This is a genomic window from Phenylobacterium sp. LjRoot225, from assembly GCF_964252855.1.
Taxonomy (GTDB): Bacteria; Pseudomonadota; Alphaproteobacteria; order Caulobacterales; family Caulobacteraceae; genus Phenylobacterium.
The window spans coordinates 984,096-1,004,116 of sequence record NZ_CAXUPL020000001.1; the positions used below are offsets into that span (position 1 = coordinate 984,096).

At 67.5% G+C, this 20,021-nt stretch carries 21 protein-coding genes; 13 read left to right on the plus strand and 8 right to left on the minus strand.

The window, feature by feature from the left end; translation table 11 throughout:
* The first annotated feature begins 87 nt into the window (after positions 1 to 87).
* Positions 88 to 558, plus strand: a complete 471-nt coding sequence (locus tag ACSQ2B_RS04790) for a VOC family protein (protein WP_436047813.1) — start codon at positions 88 to 90, stop codon at positions 556 to 558.
* On the opposite strand, the gene ACSQ2B_RS04795 is transcribed toward ACSQ2B_RS04790, so the two are convergent.
* From ACSQ2B_RS04795 to ACSQ2B_RS04805, 3 genes are read right to left on the minus strand one after another with little or no spacing between them, the layout of a single operon-like run.
* Positions 555 to 2,090 (minus strand): DHA2 family efflux MFS transporter permease subunit, encoded by a 1,536-nt coding sequence (locus ACSQ2B_RS04795; protein WP_436047815.1) that lies wholly within the window; start codon positions 2,088 to 2,090, stop codon positions 555 to 557. The genes ACSQ2B_RS04790 and ACSQ2B_RS04795 overlap by 4 nt on opposite strands.
* Positions 2,087 to 3,250 (minus strand): HlyD family efflux transporter periplasmic adaptor subunit, encoded by a 1,164-nt coding sequence (locus tag ACSQ2B_RS04800; RefSeq protein WP_436047817.1) that lies wholly within the window; start codon positions 3,248 to 3,250, stop codon positions 2,087 to 2,089. Before ACSQ2B_RS04800 ends, ACSQ2B_RS04795 begins: the two co-directional genes overlap by 4 nt.
* A 26-nt stretch (positions 3,251 to 3,276) precedes the next feature.
* Positions 3,277 to 4,686 carry an efflux transporter outer membrane subunit gene (locus tag ACSQ2B_RS04805; RefSeq protein WP_436047819.1) on the minus strand — a complete coding sequence of 470 codons (1,410 nt, stop codon included), beginning with the start codon at positions 4,684 to 4,686 and terminating at the stop codon, positions 3,277 to 3,279.
* Between the two features lie 110 nt (positions 4,687 to 4,796).
* Between ACSQ2B_RS04805 and ACSQ2B_RS04810 the strand changes: the two genes are divergently transcribed.
* The gene (locus ACSQ2B_RS04810; protein ID WP_436047821.1) at positions 4,797 to 5,417 is read left to right on the plus strand and encodes a TetR/AcrR family transcriptional regulator; all 621 of its coding nucleotides are present in this window, start codon (positions 4,797 to 4,799) and stop codon (positions 5,415 to 5,417) included.
* Positions 5,418 to 5,488: 71 nt separating this feature from the next.
* Here the strand turns inward: ACSQ2B_RS04810 and tpiA are convergent, their stop codons facing one another.
* Positions 5,489 to 6,232, minus strand: coding sequence for a triose-phosphate isomerase (tpiA, locus tag ACSQ2B_RS04815; RefSeq protein WP_436047823.1), 744 nt, complete (start codon positions 6,230 to 6,232; stop codon positions 5,489 to 5,491).
* 127 nt (positions 6,233 to 6,359) lie between these two features.
* Between tpiA and ACSQ2B_RS04820 the strand changes: the two genes are divergently transcribed.
* From ACSQ2B_RS04820 to ACSQ2B_RS04830, 3 genes are read left to right on the plus strand one after another with little or no spacing between them, the layout of a single operon-like run.
* Positions 6,360 to 8,291: a SurA N-terminal domain-containing protein gene (locus ACSQ2B_RS04820; protein ID WP_436047824.1), complete on the plus strand. Its 1,932-nt coding sequence runs from the start codon at positions 6,360 to 6,362 to the stop codon at positions 8,289 to 8,291.
* Complete coding sequence (trpE, locus tag ACSQ2B_RS04825; RefSeq protein ID WP_436047825.1) at positions 8,288 to 9,832, plus strand: anthranilate synthase component I; 1,545 nt, start codon at positions 8,288 to 8,290, stop codon at positions 9,830 to 9,832. The genes ACSQ2B_RS04820 and trpE overlap by 4 nt, the downstream gene beginning before the upstream one ends.
* 58 nt (positions 9,833 to 9,890) lie before the next feature.
* Entirely contained in the window at positions 9,891 to 10,220 is a 330-nt protein-coding gene (locus ACSQ2B_RS04830) for a hypothetical protein (RefSeq protein WP_436047826.1), read from the plus strand.
* A gap of 59 nt (positions 10,221 to 10,279) precedes the next feature.
* Here the strand turns inward: ACSQ2B_RS04830 and ACSQ2B_RS04835 are convergent, their stop codons facing one another.
* Entirely contained in the window at positions 10,280 to 10,513 is a 234-nt protein-coding gene (locus tag ACSQ2B_RS04835) for a hypothetical protein (protein WP_436047827.1), read from the minus strand.
* Positions 10,514 to 10,866: 353 nt separating this feature from the next.
* Between ACSQ2B_RS04835 and ACSQ2B_RS04840 the strand changes: the two genes are divergently transcribed.
* The 8 genes from ACSQ2B_RS04840 to ACSQ2B_RS04875 all read left to right on the plus strand — a co-directional run bounded on the left by ACSQ2B_RS04840 (position 10,867) and on the right by ACSQ2B_RS04875 (position 18,107).
* Positions 10,867 to 11,679: a cytochrome c oxidase subunit II gene (locus ACSQ2B_RS04840; protein ID WP_436047829.1), complete on the plus strand. Its 813-nt coding sequence runs from the start codon at positions 10,867 to 10,869 to the stop codon at positions 11,677 to 11,679.
* A gap of 13 nt (positions 11,680 to 11,692) precedes the next feature.
* Positions 11,693 to 13,453 carry a cytochrome c oxidase subunit I gene (locus ACSQ2B_RS04845; protein WP_436047831.1) on the plus strand — a complete coding sequence of 587 codons (1,761 nt, stop codon included), beginning with the start codon at positions 11,693 to 11,695 and terminating at the stop codon, positions 13,451 to 13,453.
* Between the two features lie 51 nt (positions 13,454 to 13,504).
* A complete protein-coding gene (locus ACSQ2B_RS04850; protein WP_436047833.1) occupies positions 13,505 to 14,107 on the plus strand; it encodes a cytochrome c oxidase subunit 3 in 603 nt (200 codons plus the stop codon).
* Positions 14,104 to 14,802: a heme-copper oxidase subunit III family protein gene (locus ACSQ2B_RS04855; protein ID WP_436047835.1), complete on the plus strand. Its 699-nt coding sequence runs from the start codon at positions 14,104 to 14,106 to the stop codon at positions 14,800 to 14,802. The genes ACSQ2B_RS04850 and ACSQ2B_RS04855 overlap by 4 nt, the downstream gene beginning before the upstream one ends.
* A gap of 11 nt (positions 14,803 to 14,813) precedes the next feature.
* On the plus strand, positions 14,814 to 15,242 hold the full coding sequence (locus ACSQ2B_RS04860; RefSeq protein ID WP_436047837.1) for a cytochrome C oxidase subunit IV family protein: 429 nt from the start codon (positions 14,814 to 14,816) through the stop codon (positions 15,240 to 15,242).
* Between the two features lie 94 nt (positions 15,243 to 15,336).
* Positions 15,337 to 16,119 carry a c-type cytochrome gene (locus ACSQ2B_RS04865; RefSeq protein WP_436047839.1) on the plus strand — a complete coding sequence of 261 codons (783 nt, stop codon included), beginning with the start codon at positions 15,337 to 15,339 and terminating at the stop codon, positions 16,117 to 16,119.
* Between the two features lie 417 nt (positions 16,120 to 16,536).
* The gene (locus ACSQ2B_RS04870) at positions 16,537 to 16,866 is read left to right on the plus strand and encodes a hypothetical protein (RefSeq protein WP_436047841.1); all 330 of its coding nucleotides are present in this window, start codon (positions 16,537 to 16,539) and stop codon (positions 16,864 to 16,866) included.
* 575 nt (positions 16,867 to 17,441) lie between these two features.
* The gene (locus ACSQ2B_RS04875; protein WP_436047843.1) at positions 17,442 to 18,107 is read left to right on the plus strand and encodes a hypothetical protein; all 666 of its coding nucleotides are present in this window, start codon (positions 17,442 to 17,444) and stop codon (positions 18,105 to 18,107) included.
* A 210-nt stretch (positions 18,108 to 18,317) separates the two neighbouring features.
* On the opposite strand, the gene ACSQ2B_RS04880 is transcribed toward ACSQ2B_RS04875, so the two are convergent.
* The 3 genes from ACSQ2B_RS04880 to ACSQ2B_RS04890 all read right to left on the minus strand — a co-directional run bounded on the left by ACSQ2B_RS04880 (position 18,318) and on the right by ACSQ2B_RS04890 (position 19,985).
* A complete protein-coding gene (locus ACSQ2B_RS04880) occupies positions 18,318 to 19,130 on the minus strand; it encodes an SDR family oxidoreductase (protein ID WP_436047844.1) in 813 nt (270 codons plus the stop codon).
* A 27-nt stretch (positions 19,131 to 19,157) separates the two neighbouring features.
* Complete coding sequence (locus ACSQ2B_RS04885) at positions 19,158 to 19,688, minus strand: nuclear transport factor 2 family protein (RefSeq protein ID WP_436047845.1); 531 nt, start codon at positions 19,686 to 19,688, stop codon at positions 19,158 to 19,160.
* Positions 19,689 to 19,784: 96 nt separating this feature from the next.
* Positions 19,785 to 19,985, minus strand: coding sequence for a hypothetical protein (locus ACSQ2B_RS04890; RefSeq protein ID WP_436047846.1), 201 nt, complete (start codon positions 19,983 to 19,985; stop codon positions 19,785 to 19,787).
* Positions 19,986 to 20,021: the final 36 nt, after the last annotated feature.

The window sequence follows — 20,021 nt, forward strand, 5'->3', positions numbered from 1 at the left end:
GGGATTGCTCTGACCCGACGTGTTCATGGGTCGCCGGGACAAGCCCGGCGATGACGGTAGGGGTTTGAACCCTAGCCGGCGACGCGCTTGCAATCGCCGCTGCCGCTGGAGCGCGCCCTCCCCCGCGCCTATCTCTTCCCCATGACCCATCCCATCGCCATCCAGGGCCTCGACCACATCGTGCTGCGGATCCGCGACAAGGCGGGGATGGTCGCCTTCTACACAGAGGCGCTGGGCTGTTCGGTGGACTGGGACCGGCCGGACCTGGGGCTGACCCACATCCGCGCCGGGCGCGAGCTGATCGACCTGGTCACCCTCGACGGGCCGCTGGGCCGGCTGGGCGGCGCAGGTCCAGGCGCGGAGGGCCGCAACCTCGATCACTTCTGCCTGCAGGTCGCGCCCTTCGACGAGGCGGCGATCCGCGCCCACCTGGCCCGGCATCGGGTCGAAGTCGTCGAGTCCGGCGCGCGCTACGGCGCCCAGGGCGACGGCCCCTCGCTCTATGTCCGCGACCCGGAGGGCAATACGGTCGAACTCAAGGCGCCGCCCTCGACCTAATGGCCGCCGCCCATGGGCGCGCCGCCGCGCCGCGGTTTCGGCGCCAACCAGACGACGCTGGCCGCCGTCGCGAACAGCGTGGCGCCGATCAGGAACAGGTGGTTGGTTGCGAGCATGGTCGACTGGACCTGCACCAACCGGTCGATCTGCCCCAAGGCCTGATCCGGCGAGAAGCCCCGCCCCCCCAGCGTCCCGATGGTGGCCGGCACGTCGTTGAGATGGCCGACCAGCAGGCTGCGTTTGGCCGTCGCCGTGTTGTCCCAGATCGTGGTCATGATCGAGGTGGCGAAGGCCGCTGCACAGGTGCGCAGAAAGTTGGACAGCCCGGCGGCGGACGCCGTCTCCTCAGGCCGCACGGACGAGAGGGTCAGGCCCGTCGTGGGCACGAAGAAGAAGGGCACGAAGAAGCCCTGGGCCAGGAAGGTGATCGCAATGCCCCAGAACGTCAGGTCCGTCGTGAATTGCGAGCGCCACAGGCCGATCATGGCGAGCCCCGCGATGCCGAACGAGATCAGCGCGCGCGGATCCACCTTTCCCATCAGGCGGGCGACGATCGGCGACATCACCACCGCCAGCACGCCGTTCATCGCGCTTGCATAGCCGGCCCAGGTCGCCGTGTAGCCGATGCTGGTCTGCAGCCAGAGCGGGATCAGCACAACCGTCGCGAAGAAGGAGCCGAAGGTCAGGCTCAGGGTGATCACCCCGACCACGAAGCCGCGGTGCCGGAAGACCTTGAGATCGACGATCGGATTCTCGGCTGTCAGCTCCCAGATCAGGAAGGAGGCGAAGCCGATCGCGGCCACCACCGCAAGGCCGATGATGGTCGTTGAGGCGAACCACTCCAGCTCCTTGCCCTTGTCGAGCATGATCTGCAGCGAGCCCACCCAGACGACCAGCAGGGCGAGCCCCACATAGTCCACCGGCACGCGCCGGGTCTGGGTCTCGCGCGAGCGCAGGACGGTCCAGGCGCCGATGGCCACCGCGATGGCCACCGGGATGTTGATGAAGAAGATCCAGCTCCAGCCGATGGTGTCGGAGATGATCCCGCCCAGCAGCGGCCCGGCGATCGGACCGACCACCACCGTCATCGACCAGATCCCTAGCGCCTGGGCGCTGCGGTGCTTGGGGAAGATATAGAGCAGCAGGGTTTGCGACGTCGGCATGATCGGACCGCCGCAGAGCCCCTGCAGCACCCGGAAGGCCACGAGCAGGCTGAAGCTCGGCGCCAGGCCGCAGGCCATCGAAAAGAGGCCGAAGCCCAGCAGGGCGACCACGAACACCTTCACCCCGCCGAAGCGCTGCACCAGCCACCCGGTGAGCGGCACGGTGATCGCCTCGGCCACGCTGTAGGAGGTGATCACCCAGGTGCCCTGCGAGGGCGAGACCGCCAGGCCGCCGGCGATGTGCGGCACCGAGACGTTGGCGATGGTGGTGTCCAGCACCACCATGAAGTTGGCCAGGCTGAGCAGCACGGCCGCGCCCAGCAGGGCCGCGCCTGTAAGAGGTTGAGGCGTCGCGCCCTGAGCGCTCATCGCACCTCGACCTCCGCCTTCATCGACAGACCGACGCGCAGCGGATGATCCGCCAATTCCTTCGGATCGAGCGCGATCCGCACCGGCACGCGCTGCACCACCTTGATCCAGTTGCCGGTGGCGTTCTGCGCCGGGATCAGGGCGAAGGCGGCCCCCGAGCCGCCGGCGATGCCGACCACCCGGCCGTGGAACTTCACCCGGCCGCCATAGAGATCGCTGGTCAGCACGACCGGCGAGCCGACGCCGACCTTGCGCAGCTGCACTTCCTTGAAGTTGGCGTCGACATAGGCGGTCTGGATCGGCACCACGGTCATCAGCTCGGCGCCGGCCGGCACCCGCTGGCCGATCTCGATGTTCTTCTTGGCGACGATGCCGTCGACCGGCGCGCGCACCACGGTGCGCTGCAGATCCAGCTGCGCCTGGTTCAGCTGGGCGCGGGCGGCGGCGACCTCGGGGTTGGACTTCAGGTCGGCGCCCTGCACCAGGACGGCGGCGGCCTGCCGCGTGGCTCCGGCGGCGCTGACGTTGGCGCGCGCCTGGCCGAGCGCAGCCTCCGCGGCGGTCACCGCCGCTGCGGCCGTCTGCCGGCGGTTCTGCACCTCGTTCATCTCGTCGGCCGAGACCGCGCCGCTGCCGGCCAGGTTCTTCCGGCGGGCGTACTCCGCCTCGGCGCGGACGAGATCGGAGCGGGCGGAGAGGAGCTGCGCCTGGGCGCGGTTCAGGTCTGCGGTCCGCGCCTCGCTCTGGGCCGCGGCCAGGTCCTCGTTGGCGTAATAGCCCTGCACCTTCCGCTCGGCCTGGCCGAGTTGGGCCTCGGCGCGCGCCACAGCCAGCCGGTAGTCGGCCGGATCGATGACCGCCACCACATCGCCCCTGCGGACGACCTGAGTCTCGCCCGTGGGGTCGGCGACGATCGGTCCGGCGACCAGGGCGGTCACCTGGGCGGTGTCGGCCTGGACATAGGCGTCGTCCGTCGAGATGCTCCGGGAGCCGATCAGCACCCAGTAGAGCAGCCAGAGCACGGCGATTGCCAGGATCGCCGCGCCCAAGAGGGTGAAGAGCCGCTTGCGACGCCCCGCATTTGCGCTGGCCCCATTCGCGTTGGCCCCATTCGTGCTGGACAGGGGCGCCGCCGCCTCGATCTTGGTCTCTTGGTTCATGGTGGTCCCTCGTCCGGCGCGGGTCGTCAGCTGCTGTGGAAGCCGCCGCCCAGCGCCTTGGCGAGCGCGGCGTCGACGGCGAGCGTTCGGCTCTCGAGATCGGCGACGGAGCGCCGCTGGGCGATCACCCCATCCTCCGTCGAAAGCACCAGGAGATAGTTGGTGAGACCGGCCTGGTAGCGGAGGCCGGCGATCCGGTAGGCGTCCTCGGCGGCGGCGAGCGCCGTCCGCGACTCGGTCAGGCGCGCCTGCAGTTGACGGGCGGAGACCGCCGCGTCGGCGACATCCTGCAGCGCCTGCACCAGCGTCTGGTCGTAGGCGGCGACGGCGGCGTCATAGTCGGCGCGGGCGCCGCGATAGGCGCCCTCCAGCCGTCCGCCCGAGAAGATCGGCAGGCTGAGCGCCAGCCCCGCCTGGCCGATCTGCGAACTCGGCGACTTGAGCAGGTCCAGCCCCAGGGCCTGGCGGCCGAAGAAGGCGGCGAGATTGATGTTCGGATAGAAGCCCGCGCGGGCGACCTTGATCCGCCGGGCGGCGGCTTCCGCGCGGAGCCGGGCGGCCTGGACGTCCGGGCGGCGGCCGACCAGATCGACCGCCACGTTCGGCGGCAGGCCGAAGCCCGCCGCGATCGGGCCGGCGGGGCGCGCCAGCGCCAGGCCGCGGTCCGGCCCCTGCCCCGCCAGGGCGGCGAGACGGTTGCGGGCCAGGCCGAGCTGCTCGTCGAGGCTGGCGAGATCCTGGGCCGCGGCCGCGGCGTTGGATTCGGCCTGACGCGCCTCGCCCTGGTTGGCCGAACCGGCCTGCACCCGCTGGGCGACCAGCCTGGCGCTGGCCTGCCGGTTCACCAGGGAGCGAGCCGCCGCGTCGTGCTCGCCGAACAGCCGGGCGAAGTCGGCGTAGGCGGCCGCCACGCTGGTCGTCAGCATCAGCCGGCTTTCGGCGGCGTCCATCCGCGCCGCCTCCGCCTCAGAGGTGGCGGCGGCCAGGGCCGCCCGGTTCCGGCCGAACAGGTCCAGGTCCCAGTCGAGGTCGAGGCTGAGCCGGCCGGTGTCATTGTAGCCGCGGGGCACGAACTCGGGCGGGATGCCCATGTTGTAGCTCTGCCGGCTCTCGGCGGCCTCTGCGTTCGCCGCGAGGCTGGGTCGGCCCGCCGCCCGCTGCTGTTCGGCCAGCGCCTGGGCGCGGCGCACCCGCGCTTCAGCTTGGGCGAGGCTCGGCGAGGCCTTCAACGCCTCGGCCATCAGGGCGTCGAGCTGCGGGTCGTCGTAGCGGCGCCACCAGCCGTCCTGCGGCCAGGCCGTCTCCGGGGCCTGGAAGCTCTGGGCGCTGGCGTAGGCGGACGCAGGCTTCGCCTGAGGCTCAGACCCCAGATGCGGAACTGCGGCGCAGGCGCTCAGCGCGCCAGCGGCCGTCAGGACGACGAGGAATTTTTGCATGAAGCCTCAGGGGAACGCAGATCGAGGCGACCAATTATGACCGTACTGTACGGTCAGCTTTACGCGTGCTAGAATGGCTTGGTCAAGTTGGAAACGGTTGCAGGATTGAAATGGGCACGCCAGCGCGCGAGGCACGGCGGGAGGATCGCCGGGACGCCATTCTGGATGTCGCCTACGAATGTTTCGTGGCGGAGGGCTATGGGTCGACCTCGATGTCGACCATCGCCGCGCGCCTCGGCGGCTCGAAGGGCACGCTCTACAACTACTTCAAATCGAAGGAGGAGCTGTTCGACGCCTTCGTGCGGCGCCGCTGTGCGAGCCTGCATCTGGACCTGGAGTCCTTGCCGAAGGACGGCGAGCTGCGCCCCCGCCTCGTGCAGATGGCCCGCGCATTCCTCGACCACCTGCTCTCGCCGGAGGCCATCGCCATCCACCGGCTGGTCGTCGGCGAGGGCGAACGTTTCCCCGAGCTCGCGCGGCTGTTCTACGAGGCCGGGCCCCGCACCGGCATCGCCCGCGCCGCGGCCATGTTCGAAAAGCTGATGACCGAGGGCAAGCTGCGTCGCGCGGATCCGACGCTCGCCGCCCACCAGCTCAAGGACCTGTCGCTGTCGGGAGTCTACCACCTGAGGCTCTGGGGCGTGATCCCGGATCCCAGCCCGGCGGAGCGACAGGCGCGCGCGGAGACCGCGGTGGACACCTTCCTGCGCGCCTACGCTCCGGACGCTTAGGGCGGTCGCCCCTCCCCCAGCTGTCATCCCGGTTTCGCGAAGCGAAGACCGGGATGACAGTTCGGGTCGGATTACACCGCCCGGATGATCGCCAGGAAGTCCTCGGCCTTGAGCGAAGCCCCGCCGACCAGGGCGCCGCCGACTTCGCGGGCGTGCAGGATCTCGGCGGCGTTGCTGGGCTTCACCGAGCCGCCGTAGAGGATCGGCGCCTTGTCGGCGTCCTCGCCGAACATCGCGGTCAGCGTCTCGCGGATGGCGCCGTGGATCTCTTCGATCTGCGGATTGTTCGGGGTGAGCCCCGTGCCGATCGCCCAGATCGGCTCGTAGGCGACGGCGAAGGCCTTGCCCTTCAGTTCCGCGGGCAACGACCCCCTCACCTGCGCGGTCACCACCTCGAGCGCCTGGCCGGCCTTGCGCTGCTCCAGCGATTCGCCGACGCAGATGATCGGTTCGAGGCCGTGCCGCAGGGCGGCCAGCACCTTCTTCGCCACCAGCGCGTCGCTCTCGCGATAGGCGTCGCGCCGCTCGGAGTGGCCGAGGATCACCAGCTTCGCGCCGGCGTCCGCCAGCATCTCGGCGGAGATGTCGCCAGTGAAGGCCCCCGTGTCGTCGGTGTGGGCGTCCTGGCCGCCGACCAGCACCTTCGTGCCCGCCAGCGCCTCGGTCATCCGATGGATCAGCAGGGACGGCGGGCAAATTCCCACCCGGACCGAGGTGGTTCCGACCCCCTCGGCCACAGCCTTGGCTTCGGCGAGCGAGCTCGCCAGCCCGTTCATCTTCCAGTTTCCGGCGATCAGCGGCGTCGGCGTGGTCATTGGCCCTCACGAATATCTGCGGTCAGCCGGGCGGTTAAGCCAAGCGGCCGCGTCTGTCACGCGCTTGCCGCGGGCAAGCGGCCTCCACTATACCGACGACGCTTCTTGCGCCCCTGAAAGGGATTAAATGCTCACCGCCTTCCGCACCTTTGCGAAATCCTGGGTCGCCGCTGTGCTGATCGGACTGCTGGTTGTCGCTTTCGCGGTCTTCGGCCTCGACGACATCTTCGAAAAGAACGTCAGCAATTCGGTCGTGGTCGCCGGCTCGCGAAAGGTCTCGCCCACCGACTTCCGGCGCGAATTCGACCAGATGCGCAAGCGCGCCGAGCAGGAGATGGGCCAGCCCATCACCGCCGAGGTCGCCGCCGCCAACGGCCTGGACCGTCAGGTGCTGCAGGGCGTCGCCACCCGCGAAGCCTTCGCCGAGCTGCTGCACAAGATCGGCGTGCGGCCCTCGGACAAGGAAGTCGTCGAGCAGATCGCCAAGATCCCGGCCTTCTTCGATTCCGTCTCCGGCCGCTTCGACAAGGAGCAGTATGAGCAGCGGCTGGCGCAGAACGACATGACCGTCGCAGGGTTCGAAGGCATGCTGCGCGATGAGATGGCCCAGCAGCACCTGGTCGCGGCCCTGACCAATTCGCTGCAGATCCCGCGCGCCTATTCGGCCATGGCGGCCATCTATGCGCTGGAGAACCGCGACGTCGCCTATCTGACCGTCGGTCCGGCCAGCGTGCCCCAGCCGGCCGCGCCGACGGACGCCCAGCTGACCGCCTTCATGAAGGAGAACGCGGCCCAGCTCACCCTGCCGGAGTTCCGGGTTCTCACCCTGGTGCGCTTCAGCCCGCTGATGGTCGGCGCGAACCTCGCCGTCGACGAGGCCGAGCTGAAGAAGCGCTACGACTTCCGCAAGGACACCCTCTCCACGCCGGAGACCCGCAGTCTCGTGCAGATCCCGGCGAAGGACGCCCCCGCCGCCCAGGCCATCAGCGCGCGCCTGCAGCGCGGCGAGGATCCCGCCGCCGTGGCCAAGGCCGTCGGCGTCGACGCCATCGCCTACGAGGGCAAGCCGCAGAGCGCGATCGCCGACCACAAGGTCGCGGCCGCCGCCTTCAAGCTGCAGCCCGGCCAGGTCAGCATGGTCCAGGGCGACCTGGGCCTTGCGGTGGTGAAGATCACCGGCGTCACGCCCGGCAAGACGGTGAGCTTCGAAGAGGCGCGCCCAGCCCTGGAGGCCGAGCTGCGCAAGGACGCCGCCTCCGAGAAGGTCTACGCCCTGACCGAGGCCTATAGCGACGCCCATCAGAAGGGCGCCAACCTCACCGAGGCCGCCGAGAAGGCCGGGGTCGCGGCGACCACCATCGGACCGGTATCGAAGGACGGCCGCGACCAGCAGGGCCAGCCGGTCGGCGGCCTCACCCAGAAGCTGATGGACACCGCGTTTAGCCTGCCCAGCGGCGGCGAGAGCGAGGTGGTCGAGGCCGGGAACGGCGAGTACTTCGCCGTCCGGGTGGAGAAGGTCGTCCCGCCGGCCATGCCGCCGCTGGCGGCGATCAAGCCTCAGCTGACCCAGGCCTGGATGATGCGCGAGGTCGGCAAGGCCATGCAGGCCAAGGCCGAGGCGCTCGCCGCCCGGGTCCGTAAGGGCGAGAGCCTGGAGGCGGTGGCCGCCAGCTCCGGCGCCAAGCTGACCCGCGTTCCCGGCGTCGATCGCCGGACCGGCCCGCAGAACCCGCTGATGTCGCAGGAGATCCTCGGCGCGGTGTTCGGCGGCAAGCCGGGCGAGGTGTTCACCGCCCGCGGCCGCGGCTTCGACATGGCGGTCGGCAAGGTCGAGGCGACCCACGTCGGCGATCCCGCCCAGCTCGCCCAGCTGACCGAACAGGCCCGCCCGCAGATGACCCAGACCATCTTCCGGGAAATTGGCCAGAGCGCCCAGGGCGCGGCCCGCCAGACGCTCAAGACCAAGGTCGACTACAACCTCGCCCGCACCGCCATCGGCCTGGAGCCCCTCACCACGAAGGACACGACCGCGAAGGGCAAGACGGAGCCGGCGAAGTGAAGCTTGAGCCCGAGTTCGCGGCCTTCCAGACCACCTATGACGCCGGCGCGCCCCAGCTGGTCTGGACCCGGCTGATCGACGACCTGGAGACGCCGGTCTCCGCCTATCTGAAGATCGGCCACGGCCGGCCCTACGCCTTCCTCTTCGAATCCGTCGAGGGCGGCGCCTGGCGCGGCCGCTATTCGATCATCACCCTCAACCCGGACCTCGTCTGGCGCTGCCGCGGCGACCAGGCCGAGATCGCCCAGGGCGCCGAGGCGATCGCCGCCGGCCGCTTCGTGGCCCAGCCCGGCGGCGCGCTGGAATCCTTGAAGGACCTGGTGGCCGCCTCGCGCATCGAGCTGCCGGCCGGCCTGCCGCCGCCCTCCGCCGGCGTGTTCGGGGCGATCGGCTACGACATGATCCGGCTGGTCGAGCGCCTGCCGAACGTCAATCCCGACACCTTGGGCCTGCCCGACGGGGTGATGACGCGCCCCTCGATCGTCGCCATCTTCGACGCCATCGCCCAGGAGATCATCCTGGTGACCCAGGTACGGCCTGGCGAGGGCTCGGCGACGGAGGCCTTCGCCGCCGCCCGCGCGAGGATCGAGACGGTCCTGGCCGACCTGCGCCGTCCGACGCCCCAGCTCAAGGGCGACGGCCAGCCCGAGCCGGACGGCTTCACCACGCCGATCTCGCGCGACGACTACAAGGCGATCGTCGAGCGGGCGAAGGAATACATCCGCGCCGGCGACATCTTCCAGGTGGTGCCGAGCCACCGGTTCCGCACGCCCTTCCGCCGCGATCCGTTCGCCCTCTACCGCTCTCTCAGGCGAATGAACCCCTCGCCCTTCCTGTTCTACCTGAACTTCGGCGACTTCCAGCTGGTCGGCTCCTCGCCGGAGATCCTGGTGCGGCTGCGCGACGGCAAGATCACCATCCGGCCGATCGCCGGCACCCGCCCCCGCGGGGCGACCCCCGAAGAAGACCTGGCGCTCGAACAGGAGCTGCTGGCCGATCCCAAGGAGCGGGCCGAGCACCTGATGCTGCTGGACCTTGGCCGCAACGACGTCGGACGCGTGGCGATGCTGAAGGACGGCGGCGCCAACGCCCCGCCCGCCGAATCCGGCCGGCGCCGGCCGCCGCGGGTGCGGGTCACCGACAGCTTCTTCATCGAGCGCTACAGCCACGTCATGCACCTGGTCTCCAACGTCGAGGGCGACGCCCCCGACGGCCTGGATCCGGTCGACGTGGTGATGGCCGCCCTCCCCGCCGGCACGCTGTCGGGCGCGCCCAAGGTGCGGGCGATGGAGATCATCGACGAGCTGGAGATCGAGAAGCGAGGCCTCGGCTACGCCGGCGGCGTCGGCTATTTCGGCGCCGACGGCTCGGTCGACACCTGCATCGTCCTGCGCACCGCCCTGGTGAAGGACGGGACCATGTACGTCCAGGCCGGCGGCGGGGTGGTCGCCGACTCCGATCCCGACGCCGAGTACGACGAGACCCTCCACAAATCCCGCGCCCTGCGCCGCGCCGCCGAGGAAAGCTGGCGGTTCGAGTAGGCCCCCCACGCGACGAGTTGGGGTGGCGTGTGGGCGGCTGCCGGGATAACTCCCTTGCATGGCGCACAAGAAGCGAAGCCTTGAGCTCGACATCGAAGTCGATGGCGAGCCCTACGTCTGGCGCGTTCAGCGCCAGCCCCAGTGGTCCAGCGACGCCGCCGGTTGGCGCGGCATGGCGATCGCCGTGCGTCACCAGGACGGGCAGCGCGAAGCCGTGCTCGAATTTCCGCCGGCGCCGGCGCCGCGACGCGGGACGCCGCTGCTGCAGCCGGCGCAAATCCCGCCCCACGTCGTGGCCAAGGCCATCGCCTCGGCCATCGTGGCGGGATGGGATCCGCTGTCCCGGGGCAAGACCGTCGCCATTGTCCTGGATGCGACAGGCGGCTGACGCCAGGGATCTGGGGACACGACTCCTACCCCAAAGATCCCGCGCCTGGCGGCTTGCAGCTAGATAAAGGCGCCGACAAAGATCAGGACTGCGCCGACGAGTGCGAGGCCGATGCCCGGCAGGTCGGCCGCCAGGTTCAGTCGGTCACCGCGCCCGCTGGGCTCCAGCGTATCAGAGGCTTCGTCGGTCGTGAGGCGGTGAGGCTGGCTAAGGCGGCCGCCTCGCAGCGTCCGCACGGTCGCGAGAACGATGCCGACGATGATGCAAAGCGCCCCGAGCGAGATCAGCAACATGGGCGTCTCCCCTTAAGCTCTGGCGGCAAGGGGTGCGGGCTGAGCGCGCTTTGGCGCAGCTTCCTCTTGGCGCCATAAAACTATATAGTCGGTGATGAACGAGGTGGTTCCCGCACCCTGCCGCAAGCCAACAATGGCCGCGGGATGTGAGGCTTCCGCCGCGTGGGTGTTCGAGGGTGTCGATGATGACCCGGGCGGCACTGACACAAGCGAAGGTACAGCAGCGCCGCATCGGCGCTGGTCTTCTTGGCGACGCCAGGCCCGGCGTCGATCGAACATATCTCCGACCTCTTAAGGAGCTCCGAGGCCAAGACGCACGACGGCTGAAGATCAGCTGTTAGGCGGGACCAGTCATGGCCATAGCAATCGCAATAGCTGTGCTGGTCTTGCTCTCGATTGCGTTTCAACTGCTGTCGCCCTGGTGGCTGACGCCGTTGGCGTCCAATTGGAAATCGATCGATACCGCCCTCCACGTCACGATGTGGGTCTGCGGCTTCTTCTTTGTCGTGCTGAATCTGTTCCTGGCCTTTTCGATCTTCCGTTACCGGCATGGCCGAGGTCATCGGGCCCACTACGACCCCGAAAGCGTGGCCCTCGAGCGGCGGCTGACCGTTTGGACGGCGGTCGGCATCGCCGCCCTCCTGGCGCCTGGCCTGATCGCCTGGAAAGAATTCGTCACGGTGCCGAAGGACGCCTCGGTCGTCGAAGCCGTGGGCCAGCAATGGCAGTGGAGCTTTCGGTTTCCTGGAAAAGACGGCGTATTGGGGACGGTCAACTCGCAACAGATTAGCGCCGACAATCCCTTCGGCCTCAGTCCCGACGACCCTTTCGGACGGGACGACATTCTCGTGGAAAGCAGTGAAGTGCACCTTCCGCGCGGCCGGCCAGTCAAGGTCGTTCTTCGATCCAAAGACGTCCTGCACGATTTCTTTGTGCCGCAGATCCGCGCCAGAATGGATCTGGTGCCGGGGATGATCACCTATTTCTGGTTCACGCCGACGCGTACAGGAACGTTCGAAATCCTGTGCGCTGAGCTTTGTGGAGTCAGCCATTACACGATGCGAGGCGCCATGGTTGTAGACGAAGAGCCCGCCTTTGATGCGTGGCTCCTTCAGCAACCGACCTTCGCGCAATTGAGGGCGGAAGCTGGCCGACCCAATCCGTGAATTGAGGAGCGCAATGGCCTACACCATCGCAGACGACACCGGGGTGCTTCACCATCCAAAGACGTGGGTGGGGAAATATATTTGGAGTCAGGATCACAAGGTCATCGCCATACAATATTCGGTGACGGCCATCGCGGTCGGCGTGGTCGCCCTGGTGTTGTCCGATCTCATGCGGCTGCAGCTTGGATTTCCGGACGCGTTCAAGTTCATTACGCCCAGCGCCTATCTTCAGTTTATGACCATGCATGGCATGATCATGGTGGTCTATCTGTTGACCGCGTTGCTGCTCGGCGGATTCGGGAATTACCTGATCCCGCTGATGATTGGCGCGCGGGACATGGTTTTCCCGTTTGTGAACATGCTAAGCTATTGGATTTACTTGCTTGCCGTGCTCGTGCTGGTGGCGAGCATCTTTGCGCCCGGCGGTCCGACCGGGGCCGGTTGGACGCTCTATCCGCCGCAAGCCATTCTCGAGGGAACCCCAGGGCAGCACTGGGGGATCATTCTCATGCTGGCCTCCCTGGCGATCTTCGTCGTCGCCTTCACCATGGGCGGATTGAACTATGTCACCACCGTGCTGCAGGCCCGCACGCGCGGCATGACCTTGATGCGCATGCCGTGCACGGTCTGGGGCATCTTCGTCGCGGCCATCCTCGGGCTGTTGGCGTTTCCGGCCCTGTTTGTCGGCGCCGTCATGATGATGCTGGACCGCGTGGTCGGCACGAGCTTCTTCATGCCGTCGCTGGTGTCGATGGGCCAGCAGACGAACTTCAACGGCGGCAGCCCCCTGCTGTTCCAGCACCTGTTCTGGTTCTTCGGGCATCCCGAGGTCTATATCGTCGCCTTGCCGGCCTTCGGCATCGTCTCCGATCTCATCAGCACCCATGCGCGGAAGAATCTCTTCGGCTATAGAATGATGGTGTGGGCGATTGTCGTGATCGGCGCCCTCAGCATGTTCGTGTGGGCGCACCACATGTATATCAGCGGGATGAACCCCTATTTTGGGTTCTTTTTCGCGACATCGACTCTGGTCATCGCAGTCCCGACCGCCATCAAGGTCTACAACTGGATTTTGACTCTCTGGCGTGGCGACATTCACCTCAGAGTCCCGATGCTATTCGCCATCGGTTTCATCTTCACCTTCATACACGGTGGATTGAGCGGCCTGTTTCTCGGCAATGTCAGTGTGGATGTGCCCCTGTCCGACACCTTTTTCGTCGTCGGCCATTTCCATATGGTGATGGGCGTGTCGCCCGTCCTGGTGATCTTCGGGGCGATCTATCACTGGTACCCCAAGATAACCGGGCGCATGTGGAACGCGACATTGGCCCACATCCACTTCTGGGTCACCTTCCTCGGGGCCTATGCAATCTTCCTGCCCATGCATTACCTGGGCTTCCTCGGCGTGCCGCGGCGATACTATGCTCTGGGCGAGACGGCGTTCATTCCGCCCTCGGCCCATCTGGCGAATGAGTTCATCACGATCGCCGCCCTGGTTGTCGGCGTCGCGCAGATCCTCTTCTTCTACAATATGATCTGGAGCCTGTTCAAAGGCCCCAAGGCCGACCCCAACCCCTGGGGCGCCACGACGCTGGAGTGGCAGACGCCTCAGACGCCGCCGGCTCATGGCAATTGGGGGCCCAAGCTCCCTGTGGTCTATCGCTGGGCTTACGACTACAGCGTGCCAGACGCGCCACAGGATTTCATTCCACAAAATGTTCCGCATGACGGCGTGATCCGTGATCACGCGACACCAAATCCTGCCGGAGAATGAGATGTGGGCCTTTTAGGTAGACTGACCGAGAAGCCCTGGCTGGCGCCGGGCGTGGATCCATTGACCGAGCCGGATGCGGGAAGCCTGGCGTCCTTGCCTGCGGCCGCGGTTGGTCTTCGCGTTTACTTCGGCGTTGCGACGGTCATGTTCCTGCTGATCGCCGTGACCTTCGTCATGCGCATGGGCGGGCATGGACCGAGTACGGGCCAACAACCGGATTGGAAGCCGATGTTTTGGCCGCCGCTCCTGTGGTTCAACACTGGCGTTCTGATCCTCAGCAGTGCGGCCTGGCAATGGGCCCACGTCGCCGGGCGCCGGGGACAGATGGAGAACTTGCGGGCAGGCCTCATCGCCGGCGGCGTCCTCGCCCTTGTCTTCCTGGCGGGCCAACTGACCGTATGGCGGCAACTCGAAGACGCCGGTTGCGGCATGACGGCCACGACCATGAGCGCCTTCTTCTACCTCATGACCGCGCTGCACGGTCTGCACCTGCTGGGCGGCCTGGCGGTGTGGGGGCGAACGACCGTCAAAGTATTGCGGAGAGCCGAGGTGGCCGAGGTCAGGCAGAGCGTCGGCCTTTGTGCGATCTATTGGCACTTCCTGTTGCTGGTCTGGCTCGTGATGTTTGGGCTTTTATTGTTGAATCGAAGATGACGCCGACCCCATTGACTGAGACCGCAGACAGCGTTGCGCCCGCGCAGGGCTTGCGGAGCCTTGCCGCCGACTGGTCGTCGGACCAGGAGGTGTTCAAGCAGGTCCACTGGGGCAAGGCCATGATGTGGATCTTCCTGCTGAGCGACACCTTCGTGTTCTCCTGCTTCCTGACCTCCTACATGACGATGCGCGCGTCGACCACGGCGCCGTGGCCAAACCCGAGCGAAGTCTTCGCCCTGACCATTGGCGGCCGCCCGATCCCGCTCATCCTGATCGCCATCATGACCTTCGTCCTGATCAGCAGCAGCGGAACGATGGCGATGGCGGTCAACTTCGCCTATCGCCGCGATCGCCTGAAGACGACGCTCCTGATGCTCGCGACCGCAGCGTTCGGCGCGACCTTTGTCGGCATGCAGGCGTTCGAATGGACCAAGTTGATTGTCGAAGAGGGCGTGCGTCCTTGGGGAAACCCCATGGGGGCCGCGCAATTCGGCGCCTGCTTCTTCATGATCACCGGCTTCCATGGCCTGCATGTGTCGGGCGGCGTGATCTACCTTTCGGTCATCGCATCCAAGGTTGCGCGCGGACGTTACGAGCGGAAGGGCAATTACGAGGCCGTCGAAATCGCCGGGCTCTATTGGCATTTCGTCGATCTCGTCTGGGTTTTCATCTTCGCGCTATTTTATCTTTGGTAAGGATGAAAAAGATGACGGCCGACAGCGACGACGTCGCGCCACGCGTCATTCAACAGGCGGCCCAAGTCGCCCCCCAACCTGCTTCATTGCACGAAACGGCGCCGGCCAGGATATCGCAGACGGCTCACGCGCCGGGGCAACATCCCATCGGACTCTATCTGAAGGTCTGGGGTTACCTGTTCGTCCTCAGCGCGATGTCCTACCTCGTCGACTATTTTCAGGTCGAGGGCGTTCTAAGGACGGTGCTCATCCTTACATTCATGCTTTTGAAGGCGGGGTTGATCGTCGCCATCTTCATGCACATGGCCTGGGAACGCCTCGCCTTGGTGTACGCCATTCTCGTCCCTCCCCTCTGCTTGGGGACTCTTGTTCTCCTCATGGCCATTGAATCTGACTACACGTTCTGGACGCGGATCATCTTCTTCGGCAAAGCTCCTTGACGGATTTGGATCGAATGGACCCGGATCAAATACCGGAGCGTCGGCCCGGTCCAGGCGCACAGGAGATCGCGCCTGACGACAGCGGGTGCGCGTGATGGATGGCTGGGAGAAATTCAAGTTTGGCGCCGCAATCGCGGGCGTCGTTCTGTTGATTTCTGTCCTTCGCTGGACGACCGACCTCGTATTCCCCGAGACCTACGTCACCGAACCGGCCTACAAGGTTCCCGGTGTGAACGAACCCGCTGTCGATCTCGCCTCCCTCCAGAAGAGCTGGCCGGGCGGCTTGAGCCAGCCGGGCCGCGCGAAGCTTCGCGGCTACATGAGCAATATTGAGAAAGTCGCGGTTCCCTCGAGCGCCGAAAGGCCGCCAGCTCTCGCAGCGCCGGCGCCGCAGGTCGATCTGGGGACATTGCTCGCGGCTGCGGACGTGAAAAAAGGCCGACAGACCGCGCTTGTCTGCTCGTCCTGTCACACCTTCGATCAAGGCGGCCAGGACCGCATCGGTCCGGGTCTCTGGGGCGTCGTGGGGCGTCCCGTCGCCTCTCGCGGGACTTTCACATATTCCAGCGCCTTGGCGGCGCAGACCGGCAGCTGGACATATGAGCGGCTCGACCACTATTTGCTCAATCCGGCCAAGGATGTTCCCGGCAACAAGATGGCTTTCGCCGGCCTCCGCAAGGCGCAGGACCGCGCAAACCTTATCGCGTTCTTGAGCACATTGAGCGCCAGCCCAGTCCCCTTCCCCAAGCCGGAGACGCCAAAGACTGTCGAGACCCCGCCCCAGCCCTCGGCGGCGGGACTGGCCGCCGTCGCCGAACAGGACTTGGCGTCGAACGCCAAGAGCGAGTCCCAGGCGGGAGAACCGCAGAAGCGGTAGGCGACGGCCCTCCACAAGTCCCAGCCGGCGGTTCGCGTAAAGACCGCTCCTCCCCTGCGAAGCGGGGGCGGGGGACCACGGGCCGAGCGCAGCGAAGAGCCCATGGTGGAGGGGGCGAGCGGCCGGCAGGGAGCCGCCTGTGGCCGATGGCTGGACATGCACACCGAGATCACAGGCGAGATAGGTCAGGCGTTCCCCAGAACACCAGGAGCCATAGATCTCATGGCGGCCATGATGCCCGCCGGTCTCGCATCTACCGTGAGATTGAAGGCGGGGACGCATCTCGCGCCTCCCCATTCACACCCGAGGGATGAGTATGCTGCCCCCATATTCCCCCGTAGCTCCGATTGTCCCCGCGCCTCCGATTTCGCACGAGTTGGGGTGGCGTGTGGGCGGCTGCCGGGATAACGCCCTGGCATGTCGCACAAAAAGCGAACCCTTGAGCTCGACATCGAAGTCGATGGCGAGCCCTACGTCTGGCGCGTTCAACGCCAGCCCCAGTGGTCCAGCGACGCCGCCGGTTGGCGCGGCATGGCGATCGCCGTGCGTCACCAGGAAGGGCAGCGCGAAGCCGTGCTCGAATTTCCGCCGGCGCCGGCGCCGCGACGCGGGACGCCGCTGCTGCAGCCGGCGCAGATCCCGCCCCACGTCGTGGCCAAGGCCATCGCCTCGGCCATCGTGGCGGGATGGGATCCGCTGTCCCGGGGCAAGACCGTCGCCATTGTCCTGGATGCGACAGGCGGCTGAGGCCGCCCAACGGATGACAACAGAGACGTCTGTCGCCCCGCCCCCCCTTGAGCGGAGCCAGTAGGAAATCCGCGATTTCGTGGCTGTGACGACCAATACGATGCGACATCCCTCGAGCCACGTGCTGAACGAGGAAATGAATACAGATCGGCGGTGCCATGGAGGTCGCACACCCTTTGGATGTTGCCGGGATGCCTACAGAGCGACGCTGTGGGCGCAGGAACTCGCCTATCTGGCGTTCGTGATCACGATCCAGCTGGGAGACTCTGCGGAGCAGTGGAGCGCGCAGACGAGGGGCCATCTGCCTGAGCTGCCTGAGCGATTCCGAGAACCGCCCGGCCTCGTCCGCGAATAGGAGATCCCGGGGACAGGATGCCTATCCCCAGCGCGCCTCACCGTCCCAGAATTGAAATCCCTGGATCGCATACGGCCGGCCCCCGCCGCCGGATTCCGCGGCGAGCAACTTGACAAATCAGCTCCATTTGTTCACTCTTTGTTCTCACATGCCCGAACCCGCGACAGTCTCAACCCTCCCAGGCCAAGGCGACGGCCCGGCGCCCGCCGGGGCCGAGGGCATGGCGCGCGCGCTGATCGAGCGTCAGCTCGGGCTCCTGGGCCGGCTGGCCGAGGCGGGGCTCAACATTGCGCTCGCCGTCGAGCGGCAGGTGATGGCGGCCGAAGCGGGCTCTCCAGAGGCGGGTACGCCTGAGGCGGTTCAGGTGGTGCAGGGCCTCGCCCTGGCCTACGGGCGGGTGTCTCGGGCCGTGCGCCTGACGGTCGCCCTGCAGTCCAGGCTGGTGAAGGACCTCCAGGAGATCGACGCGGCCGCAGCCCGCAAGCGGGCCGGCGAAGCGGCCGACGCCGGCCGGGAGCGCCAGCAGCGCGAAGCCGCGCGCAAGGCGCGCGTGGAGCGCATCGTCGAGCGGATGATCCGGACCGAGGTCGGCGACGAGGCCGAGGTCGACCGGCTGGCCGACGAGGCCTATGAGCGCCTCGACCACGACGACATCTACGGCGACCTCTCGGCCAAGCCGGTCAGCGAGATCATAGCGATGGTCTGCCGGGACTTAGGGTTGGCGCCCGACTGGGGCCGGCTGGCTGAGGAGGCCTGGGCCCAGGAAGAGATCGACGGCGGGGCTGCGGGATCGCCGCTCATGGCGCTGCGATGGCTGGACCCGCCGGAACCGGAGACCACCCCCGCCGATCCGTCGCCGAGGGCGCCCCAGGCCGCATCGCCGTGAACCCGGCGGCCGGCCCGTGAGGGCCGTCCACACCATCACCGAAAGTTCGCGTTCCCTCGACGCGGCGCCGAACGCCCCCTCACCCGCTTCGCGGGAGCTCCCCCGTTTCACGGTGGAGCATCGCGGCCCAGATTCTCCACCGTGAAACGGGGGAGGTGTCGGCGAAGCCGACGGAGGGGGCGTTTGCGGCATACGCCATGGCCGCCGCACCTAGGGAATGAACCCCTCGTTGGTCGCCATCGCCGGATGCGCCACGGTGTCGATCGTCGGGCGGATGCGCAGGCGCGAGACATTGGCGCGCGGCGGCAGGGAAACGACGAAGACGATGGCGTCGGCGACGTCCTCAGGTTTCATCCCGCCGTCGCGGGCGACGTAGTCGCGCAGGAACTGCCGCAGGTTCGGATCCTTGACCCCCTCCGCCACCTCGGTGGCCGTGGCGCCCGGCTCGATGGCGCAGACGCGGATTCCAGAGCCCCCGACCTCCTGACGCAATCCTTCGGTGATCGCCGCGAGGCCGAACTTGCTGACCCCATAGGAGCCGAACGGCCCGCCGGCCTGCCGGGCCGCCAGCGAGGTGATGTTGATGATGTCGCCGCGCCCTTGCGCCTTCATCGGCCCGAGAGCCGCCTTACAGAAGTAGAGGCAGGCCAGCAGGTTCACCTCGAGGACCTGTCGCCACTCGGCGGTGTCCGCCCCCTCGACCCCGCCTTCCCGGATGATCCCGGCCGAGTTCACCAGGATGTCCAGCCGCCCGAAGCGCTCCAGCGTCTGCGCCACGACGCCGGCGGCCACCGCCTCGTCGCCGGCGTCCCCCGGCAGGGCGAGGGCCGTCCCGCCCGCCTCGGTGATCCGCCGCGCCAGATCCACCAGCCGATCCGCCCGCCGGGCGGTGACCGCCACCGCGGCGCCCGCCGCCGCCAGGGCCAGCGCCGCGCCCTCGCCTATTCCCGAGGAGGCGCCGGTGACCAGGGCGACCCGTCCAGCCAGCGGCCCGCGGCCTTCGGTCTGTGCTTCGTCTTCCAAAGCTTCGCCCTCGCTGGCGGAAGGATCCTAGGCTTGCCAGACCTTCAGCGGCCGCAGATAGGACGGATCGTTGCGGTCGCGGGTCGGGCGGGCGAACGACCGGGGCTCCGGCGCGAAATTTTCCAGGGCTCCGTTGCTCGGGAGGTCGGTCGAGCCTTCCCGTACGCAGACGCGATCGACGATGCCCCAGCGCCCGCCCCGCTTCTCCAGCCGGTCGATGAACCGGCCGAGCGAATAGCTCTCCTTGCCCGCGGACGTGACGGCGTAGCAGGCGACGTAGGTCTCCGCATGCGCCACATCCCCGTCGATCTCGCACCAGTGGTTGTTCATGATGTGCTGGGTCCGCACCTCGGCGTCCCGGTGAAAGCCGAGCGCCTGGTCGGTGAAGACCTCGAACGGCGCGATGAAGACGCCGTGGTCCTCCATCCCGCCGGAATGATAGGCCGACAGCACCAGGTCCCGGTCGAGCCGGTCCATGCCGCGCGTGTAGCGCAGCAGACATTCCCAGATGCGTTGCCGGTCGATCAGCTCCTGGACGTCCGCGTGGTCGCCTCTCATCTGTCCGTCCTCCAAGCCGGCGCTGGCGCCTCTCGGGGCGTTCAGCGGGCCGGCGGCGCGATCGTGCCACGCTGGAGCGGTCTGTCGCCAGCCCCTTCAGGGCGCGCTCTGCACCACGTGCTGGCTGACGACCGGCGGGGCGACGATCATGGCGGCGGCAAAGGCGAGCGCCGAGACGGCCGCGAGGAAGGCGGCGCCCAGCAGGGGCCACATCCGCTCCGTCTTCTTCCGCGGCTTCAGGAGGGCGCGGATGCGCGCCGTCTCTTCGGGGTTGAGGGCCGAATCGTTCATCGCCATCTGGAGAGGATCGCGTGATCCGTGGCGAGGCGCCAT

Coding starts and splice junctions, on each gene's coding strand:
- ACSQ2B_RS04795 (WP_436047815.1), bottom strand. CDS start 2,090: ATGAGCGCTCAGGGCGCGACGCCTCAACCTCTTACAGGCGCGGCCCTG.
- ACSQ2B_RS04800 (WP_436047817.1), bottom strand. CDS start 3,250: ATGAACCAAGAGACCAAGATCGAGGCGGCGGCGCCCCTGTCCAGCACG.
- ACSQ2B_RS04805 (WP_436047819.1), bottom strand. CDS start 4,686: ATGCAAAAATTCCTCGTCGTCCTGACGGCCGCTGGCGCGCTGAGCGCC.
- ACSQ2B_RS04810 (WP_436047821.1), top strand. CDS start 4,797: ATGGGCACGCCAGCGCGCGAGGCACGGCGGGAGGATCGCCGGGACGCC.
- tpiA (WP_436047823.1), bottom strand. CDS start 6,232: ATGACCACGCCGACGCCGCTGATCGCCGGAAACTGGAAGATGAACGGG.
- ACSQ2B_RS04820 (WP_436047824.1), top strand. CDS start 6,360: ATGCTCACCGCCTTCCGCACCTTTGCGAAATCCTGGGTCGCCGCTGTG.
- ACSQ2B_RS04830 (WP_436047826.1), top strand. CDS start 9,891: ATGGCGCACAAGAAGCGAAGCCTTGAGCTCGACATCGAAGTCGATGGC.
- ACSQ2B_RS04835 (WP_436047827.1), bottom strand. CDS start 10,513: ATGTTGCTGATCTCGCTCGGGGCGCTTTGCATCATCGTCGGCATCGTT.
- ACSQ2B_RS04840 (WP_436047829.1), top strand. CDS start 10,867: ATGGCCATAGCAATCGCAATAGCTGTGCTGGTCTTGCTCTCGATTGCG.
- ACSQ2B_RS04845 (WP_436047831.1), top strand. CDS start 11,693: ATGGCCTACACCATCGCAGACGACACCGGGGTGCTTCACCATCCAAAG.
- ACSQ2B_RS04855 (WP_436047835.1), top strand. CDS start 14,104: ATGACGCCGACCCCATTGACTGAGACCGCAGACAGCGTTGCGCCCGCG.
- ACSQ2B_RS04860 (WP_436047837.1), top strand. CDS start 14,814: ATGACGGCCGACAGCGACGACGTCGCGCCACGCGTCATTCAACAGGCG.
- ACSQ2B_RS04865 (WP_436047839.1), top strand. CDS start 15,337: ATGGATGGCTGGGAGAAATTCAAGTTTGGCGCCGCAATCGCGGGCGTC.
- ACSQ2B_RS04870 (WP_436047841.1), top strand. CDS start 16,537: ATGTCGCACAAAAAGCGAACCCTTGAGCTCGACATCGAAGTCGATGGC.
- ACSQ2B_RS04875 (WP_436047843.1), top strand. CDS start 17,442: ATGGCGCGCGCGCTGATCGAGCGTCAGCTCGGGCTCCTGGGCCGGCTG.
- ACSQ2B_RS04885 (WP_436047845.1), bottom strand. CDS start 19,688: ATGAGAGGCGACCACGCGGACGTCCAGGAGCTGATCGACCGGCAACGC.
- ACSQ2B_RS04890 (WP_436047846.1), bottom strand. CDS start 19,985: ATGGCGATGAACGATTCGGCCCTCAACCCCGAAGAGACGGCGCGCATC.